The 15,919-nt window shown below is 56.8% G+C and carries 15 protein-coding genes; 8 read left to right on the forward strand and 7 right to left on the reverse strand.

Annotated features, from left to right (window positions below):
* Nucleotides 1-46: 46 nt before the first annotated feature.
* Both BLQ85_RS03580 and BLQ85_RS03585 read right to left on the reverse strand, forming a co-directional pair.
* The gene (locus BLQ85_RS03580) at nt 47-682 is read right to left on the reverse strand and encodes an FHA domain-containing protein (RefSeq protein WP_074574830.1); all 636 of its coding nucleotides are present in this window, start codon (nt 680-682) and stop codon (nt 47-49) included.
* A 105-nt stretch (nt 683-787) separates the two neighbouring features.
* Nucleotides 788-1,219, reverse strand: a complete 432-nt coding sequence (locus BLQ85_RS03585) for a surface-adhesin E family protein (RefSeq protein WP_074574832.1) — start codon at nt 1,217-1,219, stop codon at nt 788-790.
* A 278-nt stretch (nt 1,220-1,497) separates the two neighbouring features.
* On the opposite strand from BLQ85_RS03585, the gene BLQ85_RS03590 reads away from it, so the two are divergent.
* Nucleotides 1,498-1,716, forward strand: coding sequence for a CsbD family protein (locus tag BLQ85_RS03590; RefSeq protein ID WP_074574833.1), 219 nt, complete (start codon nt 1,498-1,500; stop codon nt 1,714-1,716).
* 70 nt (nt 1,717-1,786) lie between these two features.
* Here BLQ85_RS03590 and BLQ85_RS03595 read toward each other — a convergent pair whose 3' ends face one another.
* Nucleotides 1,787-4,240 (reverse strand): penicillin-binding protein 1A, encoded by a 2,454-nt coding sequence (locus BLQ85_RS03595; RefSeq protein ID WP_074574835.1) that lies wholly within the window; start codon nt 4,238-4,240, stop codon nt 1,787-1,789.
* Between the two features lie 250 nt (nt 4,241-4,490).
* On the opposite strand from BLQ85_RS03595, the gene BLQ85_RS03600 reads away from it, so the two are divergent.
* Both BLQ85_RS03600 and BLQ85_RS03605 read left to right on the forward strand, forming a co-directional pair.
* Nucleotides 4,491-4,694, forward strand: a complete 204-nt coding sequence (locus BLQ85_RS03600) for a DUF3606 domain-containing protein (RefSeq protein ID WP_074574838.1) — start codon at nt 4,491-4,493, stop codon at nt 4,692-4,694.
* A gap of 121 nt (nt 4,695-4,815) precedes the next feature.
* On the forward strand, nt 4,816-5,847 hold the full coding sequence (locus BLQ85_RS03605) for a Vgb family protein (protein WP_074574840.1): 1,032 nt from the start codon (nt 4,816-4,818) through the stop codon (nt 5,845-5,847).
* 57 nt (nt 5,848-5,904) lie between these two features.
* Here the strand turns inward: BLQ85_RS03605 and BLQ85_RS03610 are convergent, their stop codons facing one another.
* Complete coding sequence (locus BLQ85_RS03610) at nt 5,905-6,804, reverse strand: AraC family transcriptional regulator (RefSeq protein ID WP_074574842.1); 900 nt, start codon at nt 6,802-6,804, stop codon at nt 5,905-5,907.
* Nucleotides 6,805-6,959: 155 nt separating this feature from the next.
* Here BLQ85_RS03610 and BLQ85_RS03615 point away from each other — a divergent pair, with 155 nt between their 5' ends.
* The 5 genes from BLQ85_RS03615 (at nt 6,960) to BLQ85_RS03635 (ending at nt 10,427) form a co-directional block, all read left to right on the forward strand.
* Nucleotides 6,960-7,724: an SDR family NAD(P)-dependent oxidoreductase gene (locus BLQ85_RS03615; RefSeq protein ID WP_217631797.1), complete on the forward strand. Its 765-nt coding sequence runs from the start codon at nt 6,960-6,962 to the stop codon at nt 7,722-7,724.
* 91 nt (nt 7,725-7,815) lie between these two features.
* Nucleotides 7,816-7,965, forward strand: coding sequence for a hypothetical protein (locus tag BLQ85_RS03620; protein WP_371327258.1), 150 nt, complete (start codon nt 7,816-7,818; stop codon nt 7,963-7,965).
* Nucleotides 7,966-8,064: 99 nt separating this feature from the next.
* Entirely contained in the window at nt 8,065-9,069 is a 1,005-nt protein-coding gene (locus BLQ85_RS03625; protein ID WP_074574846.1) for a hypothetical protein, read from the forward strand.
* Nucleotides 9,070-9,117: 48 nt separating this feature from the next.
* Complete coding sequence (locus tag BLQ85_RS03630) at nt 9,118-9,924, forward strand: hypothetical protein (RefSeq protein WP_074574848.1); 807 nt, start codon at nt 9,118-9,120, stop codon at nt 9,922-9,924.
* Nucleotides 9,925-9,992: 68 nt separating this feature from the next.
* Nucleotides 9,993-10,427: a hypothetical protein gene (locus tag BLQ85_RS03635; RefSeq protein WP_074574850.1), complete on the forward strand. Its 435-nt coding sequence runs from the start codon at nt 9,993-9,995 to the stop codon at nt 10,425-10,427.
* Between the two features lie 253 nt (nt 10,428-10,680).
* Here the strand turns inward: BLQ85_RS03635 and BLQ85_RS24115 are convergent, their stop codons facing one another.
* From BLQ85_RS24115 to BLQ85_RS24125, 3 genes are read right to left on the reverse strand one after another with little or no spacing between them, the layout of a single operon-like run.
* Nucleotides 10,681-11,904 carry a response regulator gene (locus BLQ85_RS24115; RefSeq protein WP_139200877.1) on the reverse strand — a complete coding sequence of 408 codons (1,224 nt, stop codon included), beginning with the start codon at nt 11,902-11,904 and terminating at the stop codon, nt 10,681-10,683.
* The gene (locus tag BLQ85_RS24120) at nt 11,885-12,358 is read right to left on the reverse strand and encodes a DNA-binding transcriptional response regulator (RefSeq protein ID WP_074574853.1); all 474 of its coding nucleotides are present in this window, start codon (nt 12,356-12,358) and stop codon (nt 11,885-11,887) included. The genes BLQ85_RS24115 and BLQ85_RS24120 overlap by 20 nt, the downstream gene beginning before the upstream one ends.
* Complete coding sequence (locus BLQ85_RS24125; RefSeq protein WP_139200878.1) at nt 12,333-15,662, reverse strand: hypothetical protein; 3,330 nt, start codon at nt 15,660-15,662, stop codon at nt 12,333-12,335. Before BLQ85_RS24125 ends, BLQ85_RS24120 begins: the two co-directional genes overlap by 26 nt.
* Between the last annotated feature and the right edge of the window lie 257 nt (nt 15,663-15,919).

Here is a 15,919-nt window from a genome sequence, read left to right on the forward strand (position 1 = left end):
GGCGCATCTTCTAAGTCCCCGCTCCCTCTGGGAGACGGAGCCAGGCTCACTTCAGCAAAAACTCCATCTCGGTCCCCGCCAGGTTCAGCACGTCCTGGTGTGACAGCGGAGTGGCCTTGGGGCCTATGGCCTTGCCGTTGAGGGTGGACGGCGTCTCCCCATCCATATGGGCCACGTAGTAGCCGTCGCGCCGGTGCGAGATCGACACCACCGCCACGCCCGGCTGGCCGAAGGTGGTGACCGCCTTGACCACCGGCACTTCCAGCCCCGCCGACGAACCTGAGAGCACACGCAAGCTGGCCTGCCGCGCCCCCGCGGTGCCGGGCAGCCCTATCGCGTCCAGCGACATTGCCGTGGTTTCCTGGCTCTCGGCGGGTTCCTCATGCGCGGACGTCGCCAGGTACTGGATCTTGAAGTGGCCGATGTTGATGATGTCGTTGTCGTGCAGCAGCTCGCGCGCCTTGACCATGTGGCCGTTGAGGTAGGTGCCGTTGGTGCTGCCCAGGTCGCGCAGGTAGACGTCGGCGATGCCCTTGAGCTCAAACACGCAATGCTCGCCGCTGACCACCAGGTTGTCGAACACGATGTCGTTGTACGGCCGCCGCCCCAGCGTCGTGCGGTCGTTCTTCAGGTAGATGTGCTTGATTTCGACGCCTTCGACCGATGCAATGAGTTGCGGCATGAGGAGAAGCCTTTCTTCTGGAGGAGGTATCGCAGCCACTCCCAACATGGCGGCGTCCGCCCATCGTAGCGCCGGCCCCGCCAAGGCACAAGGGCGCCGCCGCCGCTAGTTTTTCTCCGCCGGGCGGCAGGCCGCGCGTATCAGCCGCTGCGTCGGGTTGGGCGTCACGTCGCGAAACGCCATGTGCCGCACCACGCCCTCAGGGTAGGTCGAGGTCTGGTGCGGCTCGCCCTGCCACAGCGGCTCCTTGTAGAAATCCAGCGAGAGGTAGCGCGCGGTCTTGTTCGCGCAGTCGAACTGCACGGTGGAGGTGTAGGAGCGGTAAGGCACGCCGTCCCAGCTGGTGCGCGGCAGGGAGCGGCTCACGCGTATCTTCATGGTGCGCGTCTCGCCCTGCACGCTCACCGGGACCGGATCGACCTCTATGGTGTTGAGCGCCGGGTCCTGTGGGTCGCCGAGCACGGTGAACCACGCGGCCTGCGCGTGCAGCACGGAGGCGCCTCCCAGCAAGCCCCAAAACAGCATGTTCTTTTTCATGGCAGCTCTTTTGATGATGCTGCGGGACCTAAGAATGTTTCGCCCTCTTGCAGCATTTGCACAATGTCGCACTCGATCCAGTCTAACGGGCGGCGGTGCGGCTTGTCACATGAAATGACATAGCGTTGCACGTGCGTTGGCATGGCAGCAACACCTTGTTGTAGTCCGCAGCCGACACCCGGCCGCGCCCCCTCCCTGCGTGCGCCGCCCCGGGCAGCCCTTAACTTGAAGGCATGGAGTTTTTCCATGTCCCTCCCAACCACCCGAAAGGTATCCCCATGAACAAAGACCAGGTCAAAGGCAAGATCAAGGAAGTCGCCGGCGAAGTGCAGGAGCACACCGGCAAGATGGTCGGCAACGCCGAGCAGCAGGCCAAGGGCCATGCCCGCGAGTTTGAAGGCAAGGCCCAGAAGGCCTACGGCGATGTGAAGGAAGACATCAAGGACACCGCCAAGGAAATCAGGAAAGACCTGGAGCGCGATCCCCCCAAGCCTTGATCGCGCTTTCCCTTTCCAATGAAAAACGGCCGCTTTCGAGTGGCCGTTTTTTTGGGGGGGGTGCCAGAAGCTAGCGCGGCGCGATTGGCGGCCCCACCACCACACCCGGAAACACCGGCAACTTCTCGGCCGCCACCGGCGCCGGCGGCTGCAGCACCACATTGGGCATGCCGCCCGAATCCCCGCCCTGCACGGCCTGAGGTGTTTCTGCCGGCGCCTGGATGGTCACGTACTTGATCACGGGCGCCGGCTGCCAGCGCGGCGCGCCGCCCTGCCCGCCCGTTGACGCCCCCGCCATGCCCACGCCGGCCGGCAGCTCGCCCGGCTGGCCTTCCTGCGGCGGCTCGGCGCCGTTGAGCAAGGCTTCCACACGCTGCTGCTCCTGGTCCGTCACACCGCCGCCCTGCGGCGCCGGGAAGCGCTGCTCGGCGTCCACCACCTTGGCCTTGATGGCCTGCTGGAAAAACTCGCCCACGATGGGCAGCGCGCTGCGCGCGCCCTGGCCCCAGCTGTCGCCCATGGTCACGCGGTTGTCGTTAAAGCCCACCCAGGCGCCCGCCACCAGCTGCGGGTGCATCATCACAAACCAGCCGTCGGTATTGCCCTGCGTGGTACCGGTCTTGCCGGCCAGGTCGGCGCGCAGGCCGTAGCGGCTGCGTATCGCCGCGCCCGTGCCCTGGTCGATCACGCCACGCATCACGTCCAGCAGCGTCTGCGCCACCGTGGCCGACATCACCGTTTCCGGCGCCTTGGCTTCGAACTCTTCCAGCACCTTGCCGTTGCGGTCTTCCACACGCGTGACGATGATGGGTTCTATATAGCGGCCGTCATTGGCCAGCGTGCCGTAGGCCGTGACCATTTCCTTGAGCGTCACCGGGCTGGTGCCCAGCGCAAGCGACGGTACTTCTTCCAGCTTGCTTTGCCGCACGCCCATGGCTCTCGCCAGCTTGGCCACATGGGCCGGGCCCACCACCTGCATCACCTGCGCGGTGATGGTGTTCTTGGAGAACATCAAACCCTGGCGCAGGCTCATGAACTCACCGCTGGGCCCGCCGCCGTCGGTGGGCCGCCAGAAGGCGCCGTTGCCCAGCGGGATCTCCACCACGCCGTCGACAAAACCGTCGCTCTGCCGCGCACCCTCCTCAAAGGCCGCGCCGTACACAAAAGGCTTGAAGGTCGAGCCCGGCTGGCGCCGCGCCTGCTGCACATGGTCAAACTGGTCGTCCGAAAAATCCCGGCTGCCGACCCAGGCCCGCACCTGGCCGTTCGTCGGGTCCAGCGCCATAAAGCCGGCCTGCAGCCGCGTCTTCTCGTCCTTGAGCGCCTGCATGAAAGCGGCATTGGCCGTCAGGGTTTTAAGCGCCTGCTCGTCGCTCTGCCCCGCGGCGCGCGCGGCCTTGTACTCGGGCGTGTCGCGCACAAAGGCCAGGGCCAGTTCGCGCTGCGCGCCGCTTTTGGCCTTCCAGCCCGAATTGAAGCGCCAGTCGCCCGCGACGATTTTCTGCAGCCGCTCGCCCTGCGCCACCAGCGCCTTGTTGGCCATGGCCTGCAGGCGCGAATCGATCGTGGTGCGCACCACCAGCCCGTCGGCGTAAATGTTGTAGTCGTTGCGGTCCGCCCATTCGATCAGCCAGCGGCGCAGCTGCTGCGCCAGGTGCGGCATCTCGCCGAGTTCCGGGTCCAGACGCTCGAAGTCGATCTTCAGCGGTTTTTTCTTGAGCGCCGCGAGTTTCTCCGCGGGCAGCTTGCCGTGCTTGACCATCTGCATCAGCACGATGTTGCGGCGCTGCAGCGCGCGGTCGGGGTTGACCACCGGGTTGTAATAACTCGCGCCCTTGAGCATGCCCACCAGCGTCGCGCTTTGCAGCACGTCCAGCTCGCTGGCCGATTTGTCGAAATAGGTGCGCGCCGCCATCTCTATGCCGTAGGCGTTGTAGAGGAAAGGCACGGTGTTCAGGTAGCTCTCGAGGATCTCGTCTTTGCTGTACACCGCCTCGATCTTGAAGGCCGTGATCGCCTCCTTGAGCTTGCGCGTCAGCGTGGCCGAACGGCCGATTTCCTCGGGGTACATATTGCGCGCCAGCTGCTGCGTGAGCGTGGAGCCGCCCTGCTTGCGGCCCGTGAGCGTGAGCAGCACCGATGACACCGTGCGCCGGAAGTCCATGCCGTGGTGCTCGTAAAAGCGGTGGTCCTCGGTTGCGATCAGCGCGGCCACCACATTCGGCGAAATCGCATCAAGCTTGACCCAGTCACGGTTGGCGCGCTGGAAGCTCGCCAGTTCCTGGCCGTCCACCGACATCAGCACCGAGGGTTTGGCCGTCTTGGCCTTGCGCAAATCGCTGATGCTGGGCGTGAACGGCAGCAGCAGCACCGTGTACAGCAGCAACATCACCGGGACCATGGCCAGCGCCAGGGCCAGGTCACGCTTGGTCAGCTTGCGCAGCCGGCCGGGAATTGAGGCCGCGAATGCGCGCAGGCGCGGGCCCAGGGGTGCCTGGAAAAGGGTCTGGAAGGGATTCTTCATTGCCTGCAAGTTTACTGGGGCGCTGTAAACCCCTTTTGTAGGACGGCGGCGCGGTGAAACAAGGGTGGCGAAAGGCCGGCAAAACCGGAAAAAAACAGCTGCTTTCCGGCGCCGCCAGGAGCGCTTGCCGCTCCCAAATGTCGGCGCCGGCCTACAAGCGGCAGACCGGCATCACGCTAAGGTAGTTCTATTGATATACAGGCGCCAAACGCATAAACACGCCGAACAGACGCCAAGGAGACCTCCATCCATGAGCTTTCTCTCGCACCGCCCCGTCGAGCAACCCGACCGCATCAACCTCCACAACCCCCAGGCCGCCGCCGCATGGGAACAAAAACTGCACGCCGACCGCGAACAACTCAGGCGCGCCATTGCCGCCGTCGGCGACAAGGCCAGCAAGGTCGAGAAATACCTCCAGGACGGCGCTACAGGGGACGGGGACAAGCCCCATTGATGGCCGCCGCTGTTGCCGCCACAATGGGCTGAGCACCCGCCCGGGTTCGCCCGGTTCAAACCCGTCCACCATGTTCCGCGCAGCGGCTAAAAAAATACTCTGCGCAGCAGGAGGTATTGCCATGGCAATGCAGCAGCAACAGCTCGCCTTCACCTTCGACCTCAAGCGCCGCACGACACTCGCGGCCCTGCCGGCCCTGGGTGCCGCCCTGCTCACACCCCGCGCGGCACAAGCCCAGTCACCCCGGTTGCAATCCTGGCCGCTCAACACCCGCTCCGCCACCGGCATCCACGACATCGCGCCCGCGCCCGACGGCGGCGTGTGGTTCTCGGCCCAGCGCAGCGGCCACCTCGGCTGGTTTGACCCGCGCAGCGGCAAGACCGAACTGGTTGCCCTGGGCGGAGGCTCATCGCCCCACGGCGTGATTGCCGGCCCCGACGGCGCAGCCTGGCTGACCGACGGCGGGCAAAACGCGATTGCCCGCGTCGCCTGGCCTTCGCGCCAGGTCAAAGTCTTCCCCCTGCCCGCCGGCACACCGTATGCCAATCTCAACACCTGCGCCTTCGACGGCGAGGGGAATTTGTGGTTCACCGGCCAGAGCGGTTATGTCGGCAAGGTCGACTTACGCGCAGGCACCGTGACCGTCAAGGACTCCCCCCGCGGCCGAGGCCCTTACGGCATCTGCGCCACACCCAAAGGCGAGATCTGGTGGTGCTCCTTAGCTGGATCGTTTATCGCCCACATGGACACCAAAACCGGCGAATCCCGCATCGTCGAGCCACCTACCCCGCGCCAGGGCGCAAGGCGGGTCTGGTCAGACAGCAAGGGCCGCATCTGGGTTTCGGAATGGAGCAGCGGCAACCTCTCCATGCACGACCCGGCACTGGGCACAGGCGCCAACAGCTGGAAAACGTATAAAGCCCCAGGTGCCGACCCGCATGTCTATGCGGTCTACGTCGACAACAAGGACATCGTCTGGGCCTCGGAATGGAGCAACAACGCCATGCTGCGTTTTGACCCGACCAGCGAGAAGTTTGAGGTGATCCCCCTGCCCCGCGCCAATGCCGCGGTGCGGCAGATTCTGGGCCGGCCCGGGGAGGTCTGGTTGCCTGAGAGTGGGACGGAGTTTGTGACGGTGATCAGGACGGGGTGAGCATCCGGCAGCACCCGACAGCACCCGGCCCAAGCGCGCTGTGCATGACGACGATCTTCAGGCTGTCGCCGCCGCCCGGCTTCGCGTCGCGCCCGTTTCCCGCACCGGCGGCAAGCCGAACATGCGGCCGTACTCCCTCGTGAACTGCGGCACGCTTTCATAGCCCACCGCAAACGCCGCACTGCTCGCGCTCAAGCCTTGCGACAGCATCAAACGCCGCGCCTCGATCAGCCGCAATTGTTTCTGGAACTGCAGCGGCGACAGCGAGGTCACACTGCGAAAGTGCTGGTGAAATGAAGACAGGCTCATGCCCGCCACGCCCGCGAGCCGCTCCACCGGCAAAGGCCGCGCAAAATCCGCCCGCAGCACAGATACCGCGCGCGCCACACGCTGCGCATGGCCGTCAGGCCAGCCCAGTCGCCGTATCGCGGCGCCCAGCCGGCCCGCCAGCAGCCAGTAGTGCATCTCGCGCACCAGCTGCGCCTGCAGCACCGGCAAGGCCGCCGGGCGATCGAGCAATTGCATCAGCCGCAACGCCGCTTCGGCCACCTCGGCTTCGGTCGCGCCCACCCGCACAGCCGCAGTGTCGGGCGCGGGCCCGTCCTTCATCTGCAGCACCAGCTCCGCGATCACCGCCAGGTCCAGTTCCAGCACCAGCGAGAGGTAAGGCTGGGCGAGGCTTGCACGCGTGATCTGGTTGACGGTCGGCACGTCCGCCGTGATCAGCAGGGTTTCACCCGCGCTGAACGCGAAGGATTGTGTGCCCATGGCCACCTGCTTGCTGCCCTGCAACAAGAGGCTGACCAGCGGCTGCGATATGGCATGGACCAGGCCGCTGGGCGAAGTCGCGCGCACCAGGCTGAGACCAGGGATGGCCGTCTGCGCCAGACCCGCCTTGTCGGCATGGGCTTCGGCATAACGGCCGACAACATCCAGAAGAAAAGGGAGCGTGCTCATGCCGCAAGCCTAACCGCTGGCGGTCCAGTGCCGCGAGCCCGGCGCCGAAATTTGGAGGATCAGGCAAGAAGCACCGAATTTCCGGCAACCCGCACCGGCCCGCCCGCCGGACACTGGAATCCTCATTCACCAAGCCTGCAGACAAGAACCCGATCATGAGCAACATCACCCCAATCACCCTGATCACCGGCGCCAGCCGCGGCCTGGGCCGCAACACCGCCCTCAGCATCGCCCGCCGCGGCGGGGACGTCGTCCTCACTTACCAGAGCCGGGCCGAAGACGCACAAGCCGTTGTCGCCGACATCCAGGCCATGGGCCGCAAGGCTGTGGCCCTGCAGCTGGATACCGGCAAGGTCGCCACCTTCGCGCCCTTCGCCGACCGCCTGCGTGCCGCGCTGCAGGGCAGCTGGCAGCGGGGCACTTTCGACCACCTCGTCAACAACGCCGGCCACGGTGACTACGCACTGATAGGCGACACCACCGAAGCGCAATTCGACGACCTCGTCAACGTGCACTTCAAGGGCGTCTACTTTCTGACCCAAACCCTGCTGCCCCTGATTGCCGACGGCGGCCGCATCGTCAACTTGTCCTCAGGCCTGACAAGAACCTCCTACCCCGGCTACGCCGCCTACGCGGCGGTCAAGGGCGCCGTGGAAGTGCTGACCCGCTACATGGCCAAGGAACTGGGCGCACGCGGCATCGCCGTCAACACGGTGGCGCCCGGCGCGATAGAAACCGACTTCGGCGGCGGCGCCGTGCGCGACAACCCCGAAATCAACAAAATCTTCGCCGGCATCACGGCTCTGGGCCGCGCCGGCTTGCCCGACGACATAGGTCCCATGATCGCGAGCTTGTTGACCGAAAACAACCGTTGGGTGAATGCGCAGCGGATTGAGGTATCCGGGGGCCAGGGGATTTGAGGGGCTCGTTGCTACCGCAGACCCGGATGCCTATGGGCTCCACATCGACAGCAAGGACATCGTCTGGGCGTCGGAGTGGAGCAACAACGCCATGCTGCGGTTTGACCCGGCCAGCGAGAAGTTTGACGTCATCCCCCTGCCCCGCGCCAATGCTGCGGTGCGGCAGATCCTGGCCCGGCCTGGCGAGGTCTGGTTGCCTGGGAGTGGGACGGGGTTTGTGACGGTGATCAGGACGGGGTGAGGATTGAATACTTCAATACCCCTTCAAGTAGAGGATGCCCCGAACGATCTAGATCGCTAACATGTCCTTACACCTCAATCGGAGGCGAAGGAGGCAGATATGGGTTGGCGCGGAACGCTACGGACGCTGGGAGCAATTTCCAGGGAAGCAGAACGAAACTCAAATCGCAGGGCTAGGCAGCGCGCCAAGGAGATCGCTCTCTCGGAAAAACTCGAAGCCCGTGAACAAGCGGCCGAAGCCGTCAGAGACTTCGAGGAGTATGTCGAGAAGCTGATTACGCTTCATCGATCCTGCTCCCCATCCATTAATTGGCAATCGCAAGCCGCTGCTCTTGCGCCCGCCAAACCTCAATTGAGCCAAAAGTCTGCGACTGCTGCCCAGTCCCGTTTGGACCAGTACAAGCCATCCTGGCTGGACAAGCTGTTTGGCAGTACGGAAAAGAAATTGAAAAAACTTTCTGATGCCTTGTCCGCAGCGAAAATAGAAGATCAGCAACGATTTCGTGAGGAGTCGACCAAGTTTGAAGAGGACCTTGCCGACCACAAGGACCAAGTCGAGTTTGCAAAACGCATATTGGCCAAAGATCCGGCGGCCATGTTGGAAGCCATCAAACTCTACGAACCTCTACACGCCGTCGGCCTCCTTGGTGAGAACCTCCTAATTCAGATAGAAAACCCTAACTTGGTCGTCATAGATCTAAGCGTGCACGGCGAGGACGTAATCCCCAAAGAGCGGCCCAAGCTTCTGGCGTCTGGACGCGCGAGTGTCAAAGCTATTCCCAAAGGCGAATACAACCGTCTTTATCAAGATCACGTGTGCAGCGCGTCATTGCGAGTCACCAGGGAAATACTAGCGCTCATTCCTGTCGATGCGGTCCAGATCAATGCCGTCGATGATCTTGTCGATAGCGCAACCGGTCATTTGAAGCAGTCTGCAATTCTTTCCTATCTGGCACCGCGATCAACGATAGAAAAGCTGAGCTACCACGCCATCGATCCCTCCGACGCAATGAAAAACTTTCTTCATCAGATGAGTTTTTCTCCGACTACCGGTTTTAAGCCAATAGAGCGGCTGGAACCCCCAAGAGCACTGTTAACCTCTTGAGGTTAATTTCATCCCCAATAAAACCATTAGCTAGAACCGAGGAAATCAATGCTGCCAGCCACCACCAAAACCACACCGACGCTTCTCCGGGTGTTTCTTGCGGCCTTACTTCTTTTCTCGCTCCAGTTCACGTACGCACAAGAGCCGGTTGTAACGGCCGGCTCATTGCGTGCTGGCGACACCGTCTCAGGTGCGTTCAAGTACGGCCGCCGCGTCATCACCTTGCCAGCGGGAAAGTGGCGCGTCATCCACCATGCCGAGCGCAACTCCAGCGCATCTGGCGGTGGTGCGACCATGCTTGATATCACTTTCGACGAAATTCTGGAAGGAAGACTCAACCGGCTTTTGACGATCTCGGCAACCAAGCAATCCGACAACCTCAATTGGGTCGATGAGCCGTGCAAGACATTGGGCGATTCTTACTGGATTGATGATCGAAAACGCAGTTTGAACGATCAATTCTGTATTCGAATAGGCTATCTAAGCGGTATTGTCGATGGATCCAGAGGCGAGGTCTTCCAAGCTTGGGCGCGCGACATCGTATCGGCCGGCACCAAATATTCCTCCGATATGCCTTTCATCATCGTCACCAAATACACGCCTTACGACTGTCTCGTGATGCGAGTCGCCTTTAACCCTCGACCCTATGGAATACCTAAAAGCAAGAAATCCGCTCGCGCTTTTAACGATTGGAATGTCAAGGTGGTGGCGCAGAATCCAGCCCGCGAAAATTTCTATGAAGCTTTGAAAAACTGGGCGCCGGTCTATGCCACAGCGGTGGCGCGTGCATTTGACGGCGATGTCACGCTGACCCCTCAGGATTTCGCCGAGCCAGTTTTCTCTCAATCGAAGTGAGGAGGCGTGGTTCGTGAAGAAGCTCAGTAGCAGCATTGCAGTCAGCACGGCTTGCGCAAGGGTGAGGTATGGCTGAAGACCTGACATTCACCGAACTGGGCAGCGACATCTACGAGGACTTTGAAGGCTGCACGGAGCCCGTGTGCGTTGCGCACGGTGACATCTACAGGGCGGGCGCTCCGCTGGCCACCTATCTCGCCCGCTGGTTTGAGGGCGACCGGCAACGCGGGCTTGACCTGCAAATCACGCTGGGTGAATGGGGTACGGGCACCACATGGCAAAACCGGCACATCATTGCATTTCATGCCTCCTTTTCCCAGCCGGTCCCCGAGTTCATCCTGGTGGATTCCGACGCCGTCTGGGGCGCCGAACTCGGCAACACATACTCCGCTGCCGAGGCACAACAATATGCCGTCAGCACCCTGGCGCGAGAGTTGGCGCAGGCCATTCTTCTTCGTGATCCGGCAGTGGTGGAGTTTGCTTCGCGGGGTGTTGGGCTTTGATTGAGATGTCAGGCATTCGCCCCTGATAACGCTCACGAAGGAACAACAACGCGATGCTGCGTTTTGACCCGGCCAGCGAGAAGTTTGAAGTGATACCCCTGCCCCGCGCCAATGCCGCGGTGCGGCAGATTCTGGGGCGGCCCGGGAAGGTCTGGCTGGCTGAGAGTGGGACGGGGTTTGTGACGGTGATTAGGACGGGATAAAGAGTACTAGCAGCGAACGATCATGAATTTAACACTGATCTCGGCTCGCTCTACAAATGGAAGTTCCCATTAACGGTATTAAGAATATTTAGATAGCCGCTCATAGACAGCCAAATGAGTAGTGCGGCCAAGCCCCAATAAAACCCAGCTTTGATCGTCCCCAATAGCCCCACTACATTATTCCCCCAGCCAACGAAAAAATTGCGATTCTTCCGTTCGTCAATTTCAGCTAACTTGCTCTCGTGTAGCGTAATTAACGGTATCCAGTACTTAGCCATGAACTCATCCCCATCGAAGTACAAGCTATGCCCGCCATTGAAATACCTGTTCATCAAGGCTTGATTGTTGAAGCCGTGAAATCCATCCCTTCCAGCCATCCCTGTTCCATACACGAACGCCTCACTCAACCACAGAATTTTGTCGTCCGCGCCGCAATCGTTAACAATTCGCACGCGAGTATCTCGGGTTAAAAACCCCCAATCAAATCCCGACTCCAAGACACTACCAGATAGAACAAGTGTCATAGAAGGGAAATGAACCTTAGCATTCACGAGCTCCTTCAAAGCATGGGCGACAAGATAAGTGCCAAAACTATGACAAAAAATGAATAACGTTTGATTGTGCGCAGCTTCAATCGCGGATTCAAGTCGATCACGCAATCGTCTCACTTGATAAGTTCTTGCAATGGGAATGAGAAAAAGCAGACTTGAGAAGTAGCCAAATTTGTACGTGTGAAAATTTACCTGATCAGTATTTTTTTCCACCAAATTCCTCAATCTCACTTGCCATTGCCCAAATGTTCGTATGCCATGCACACTTATCAATGTCGCCTTAGCTTCATTGAAGACGCGTGAAAATTTGGACGCATCCGTATAGGAAAGTGACTCTCCTATCTTCTTTTTCCAAACATCTGAGTTGGAAGGGGCTTCTATGACGACGAGGCAATTCTTCTCGAACTCCCGCCGAAACCCTCCGATATCGTCTAGGTGACCTGTAATACCGATAATTTTTTCGGGCTTTTTTAAATAGGCGTTCCTACTCAACTGTTCTATAAGTTGAAGGCTTACTCTCGCATCGCTTTTTTCGTTTAGCCTCTTTGGAAGAACGACATCCAACACAAGCACGTCGAAGTAGATTGCCTTGAGTAATTTTTTTGCTTCGTCAAAATGTGAGGCTTTAAAAATATCAGAGGCTGGGATAGAGCAATGCGCTTCGAGATAGGCCTTAAGCCCATCACTGCGCTTCTCATCATCATCAACTATTAGTAACTTCACTATCCAACACCTCTAAAACTTTAGATATTTTTTCTTTCCAAGCGCTCTGGGAGCTGTCGTAATACACCAACCCCAAATAGAGATTCTTAAATTCCATGCTTAGCTCTGCATCTAAGGTTTCAAGAGTGTGAGACGTGGGACCATCACCAAACGCGTCGTACTGAGTTAAGAAAAGTACTTTTGTCTGCGAGCCCTTTCGCAAGGCCTTACGAGCTACCTCCCGGCCTCCAAGAGTACGGAAACGACCACCGGACTCTTTTGGCGATTTGTCATAGGTGGGCAAGCTCATATCCATAAGGATAAGACCGTATTCGTCAGAGGCAACGCATCTGCACCCTGATGTGAATGATTGAGCCTGCGTGACGGCCCATGAACTCCATGACTCCGTTAGAAAAGCCAAAACCCGTTCACGTTTGTGCCTGTTATCTTCAACTAGAAGTACAGTTTTTTTCATAAGTAATTTCCACCTCGAACGACCGACCTACAACAGATAATTCCACATTGAAGCGATCGCTGATTAGGCGAAGTTGATTGAAAACTTTGCTCAGACCAGTTCCCCCTTCAGTTCGCATTAACTCCAAAGATTTTGTAGATCGCATACGCAGATCAAGCGCACGCACATACTCAGGAGTGCATTCCGCCAATCTGCTTGGGGATAAGTCGTTACAGATCCGAAGAGACCAGGATGAATTGTTGCCATGCTCAAAAACACGCACTTTGGTCTCTCCGCCAAAGCCGCTTTTTCTGCAGCAATTCTCAAATAGATTGACGAGCACCACGATAAAGGCTTTGACCTGTTGCCCCTCAAGCTTCAACGAAGTTTCAGTTTCACACGCCTTTATGTCCACATCCAGCGCCATACCTCTCACTCGTGCAAAACATTCAACTGAAATATCTAGGATATCGACCATATAGCGATCGCTATTGAACGCACCTTCATTTCGTTTAAACCACTCAGAGACAGTAGTAATGTCTTCTTGTATGTCTCGACGAACTTGAACTATGGCCGTCATTAGCTCAAGCATTGCTGCATTTTTCTTTGCCTCCGTAATTCGTTCAAGAAGCTCATCAAATAACAGCCCTACCTCTTGTTTGAATTCGACATTTAGAAGCTCTCGCATTGCAACCAATGAAGCCTCCGTTTCAACCCACAATCGAGAGATGCAGAAATCTAAAAATTCCTCGGCATTTGCTTTAGATGCAATAGGATGAAATTGCGAAAACTCGCTCATATACAGAGGATAGCGAAAGACTCGATTTGGGAATTCATTCACTTCTGAGGTGACTTTCATCCATTCCTCTGCTTTAGACACAAGCGCATTAAAGCTCGCCGAAAACCAGCTTAGATGCTCATCAATTTCCTTAAGAATTTCTTCGTGAAGCAGCGAGTTAGCCTGCAACCAATACTCGTTTCTCTTATATTTTCCTGAATCATCGATCTCAGTGATGAGGCGCCGGTCTTCAAGCCTAGAACGAATAAGATTTGAGAAAAATCCATGTCGAATTTCCGTGCTCAAGTTTTTATCTAACCCATACTTCTCATCATTTACAAAAGCATCTCTAATGAGATTTAGCAAGCGAAGTAGCGTTGTATTTCTATCTCCAACGACCAGAGCTTGAATTGAATCTTGCTCCGTGTCATCCATACCCACTCTAATAACCTTTTCCTCTTTCTCAGTGCTGAAAGATTTGTATAACTTCAGCAAAGATGTCACGTCTTCCATTAGCTTGCGTTTGATGGCCGCCGAATTAACGTCTATCTTGCTTTCGTTAAATTCTGTAGCTCCAGCATCGATCACAACTTGACCAACGATTTCGTCAACTTCTTGACCGTGCGCTTCCGGATCGATGGCTTGGTGATCTTTTAAATAATCCAGGATACGGATTCGTTCAGATCGCAGATCATTGCTATCCTCGAAACATCCTAAAAAATCCATAGCATCAAGTGCCGAAACATCTCGCAGCAATACCACTGAAAGCGGGTCATTCATATCCAGCTTCTCTAGGAGTGCTATGGGCCTTTCTGCCCCTTGAGTTAGCAAGAACTCTTCGTACGTCTCATTCAATACATACTCTTTGCGCTTATCGATACGCTTGGCATAGAAATACGAAATAATCACGGCTTCAATATGAGAGGCGCGCGAAACTTCAACATGACCAAGCATCTCTTCCATGGGTAACGCAACATAGGCGTTCGGATTGGAAGCTAAGGCGCGAGCGCCAAATTTCACCAGAGAGTCATGTGCAGCTGAAGCTAGATAGTAAGCAGCAGCAAGTTCGAGATGATCTTTTTTTAAAGGTGTGAGCTCGGCATATCTAGATAGCAGGTCCTCTATTGAGTCTCGCCGCACAACCTTCCACGTCCTTCTAATCTCCTGCTTGATGCGCCGATGTTCGGGCATTACCCCCACGTCAGACGAGTATTGATACTCCAGCACTGGCTCAGTTGAAACTAACAACAGAGAGCTGAGAGGAGTACCTTGCTCCGATCCATTGCTCGCATACCTTGCTAGCTCACCTCTCCGTTTACGTGGCAATCGATACGGTAATGCCTTATACAGACTTAGTTGTAGGTGACCTGTGCTATTGAACCCATTTAATGTGATGACCTGCGCCAGATAGTCGTCTTCTAGTTTCCCCGGCTGTGAGTCCAGCATGTAGATTTGCCCGAGAATCAAGATTAATTGACCTAACGGCGATTCTGGAGAAATTAATGGCCATCCGCCTCCAGACGCAGTAGCCTTAGCTAGTAAATTTAACGGAGCAAACAATGGCCCAGATCTACTGAAGCTATCGCTGAACAACTGAAACATCTCTGGATAGTTCCCCAGCTCATATGAAGCTATCAACCTATAAAGCATTTCCTCTTCATACTGGACTAAAGCATGAATAGTTGATATTTCTGAGGGTAAGTTGAGCTTTTTCAGATCTATCAGCAAAAGCTTCATTCCATCCAGAACATCTTCTCCCGACGAATCGAGTTCTCCAATCAGGGCCTCAAGAAGGCACGCCTGATCTACGACCGGCAATATCTGCACTAAGGTCAAACACGAGAGGCCACGACCAACAGGGACCATTGATGCTGGGATAAACATCAAAGAGAAAAAGTCTGACCAGTCCTGTTGTTGGCCCTCAGCTAGCTCTTTTATAGTTGATGTAACCACCTTACGAAGATGCAAGAGTGGATCGCTGGCCAAAAGCAAATACCAGCTAAATACCATTTCGATAAAACCTGAGGTTGTGCGGGCTTTACATTCAGCCGCAAATTTCTCCATTTCATCCAATCGGCCTTGCTTCGAGAGCAACACCATTTTCGATCTCACGTACCAAAGTGATTCCCCACAATCGCTTTTCAGTCGTTCAGCGATAGCCTCGGCCGCAACAAAATCTCCAAGCAAGAAGGCTCGCTCATATTGCCGCCTACTCGCATAGAACAAGGCTAGCTTTTCTCGATTACCGGCGATGATTCCGCGATAAATGCCGACGGCACGACGTGGCGAAATTCTTGCGCGAACAATTTTCTTGTCTGCAAAATCTTCTATCCGTACCGCCTCACTATTGAAGACGTTTCTAAATCGCGGTTTTTCGAACAGCGCACGAAACCTAACCTCAAGTAGAGAATCGCTTTCAAACGATATGAAGGTTGCGACAGCCTTCATATATTGCTCAGAGGTCAGAACACTAGCCGCAATTGGATTGGCAAGAGTGTTATATGGATCTGAAGCCGCAACATTTTTTCGCCGACGGATTAGTTTCATTTTTGGCGTCCCCCACCATCATGATTAATAAAGCTGAAGTAAGGAAAAACGTACGTTTAGCAACTTACTAAGCTTTCGACAAAATTACCTAGTCTGAATTGCTTTTATTGCTCGACTCTAACCTTTTCATATCTACGACGTCACGATAACTAAGTTGGCTGACGAGATCGAGGACAACTTTGGGCGCAGCCGCCATCAGCCCATTCCGCTGAACGATAGCTTTTTTCAGTTGCACTGGCCGCGCCCGACAGGAGATG

This window comes from Polaromonas sp. JS666 (assembly GCF_900103405.1).
Taxonomy (GTDB): Bacteria; Pseudomonadota; Gammaproteobacteria; order Burkholderiales; family Burkholderiaceae_C; genus Polaromonas.

Excerpts from the sequence above, each read along its gene's own strand:
- BLQ85_RS03615 (WP_217631797.1), top strand. The coding sequence starts at position 6,960 with ATGAGCAACATCACCCCAATCACCCTGATCACCGGCGCCAGCCGCGGC.
- BLQ85_RS03595 (WP_074574835.1), bottom strand. The coding sequence starts at position 4,240 with ATGAAGAATCCCTTCCAGACCCTTTTCCAGGCACCCCTGGGCCCGCGC.
- BLQ85_RS03635 (WP_074574850.1), top strand. The coding sequence starts at position 9,993 with ATGGCTGAAGACCTGACATTCACCGAACTGGGCAGCGACATCTACGAG.
- BLQ85_RS03610 (WP_074574842.1), bottom strand. The coding sequence starts at position 6,804 with ATGAGCACGCTCCCTTTTCTTCTGGATGTTGTCGGCCGTTATGCCGAA.
- BLQ85_RS24120 (WP_074574853.1), bottom strand. The coding sequence starts at position 12,358 with ATGAAAAAAACTGTACTTCTAGTTGAAGATAACAGGCACAAACGTGAA.
- BLQ85_RS03605 (WP_074574840.1), top strand. The coding sequence starts at position 4,816 with ATGGCAATGCAGCAGCAACAGCTCGCCTTCACCTTCGACCTCAAGCGC.
- BLQ85_RS03580 (WP_074574830.1), bottom strand. The coding sequence starts at position 682 with ATGCCGCAACTCATTGCATCGGTCGAAGGCGTCGAAATCAAGCACATC.
- BLQ85_RS24125 (WP_139200878.1), bottom strand. The coding sequence starts at position 15,662 with ATGAAACTAATCCGTCGGCGAAAAAATGTTGCGGCTTCAGATCCATAT.
- BLQ85_RS03630 (WP_074574848.1), top strand. The coding sequence starts at position 9,118 with ATGCTGCCAGCCACCACCAAAACCACACCGACGCTTCTCCGGGTGTTT.
- BLQ85_RS03585 (WP_074574832.1), bottom strand. The coding sequence starts at position 1,219 with ATGAAAAAGAACATGCTGTTTTGGGGCTTGCTGGGAGGCGCCTCCGTG.
- BLQ85_RS03600 (WP_074574838.1), top strand. The coding sequence starts at position 4,491 with ATGAGCTTTCTCTCGCACCGCCCCGTCGAGCAACCCGACCGCATCAAC.
- BLQ85_RS03590 (WP_074574833.1), top strand. The coding sequence starts at position 1,498 with ATGAACAAAGACCAGGTCAAAGGCAAGATCAAGGAAGTCGCCGGCGAA.
- BLQ85_RS03620 (WP_371327258.1), top strand. The coding sequence starts at position 7,816 with ATGCTGCGGTTTGACCCGGCCAGCGAGAAGTTTGACGTCATCCCCCTG.
- BLQ85_RS03625 (WP_074574846.1), top strand. The coding sequence starts at position 8,065 with ATGGGTTGGCGCGGAACGCTACGGACGCTGGGAGCAATTTCCAGGGAA.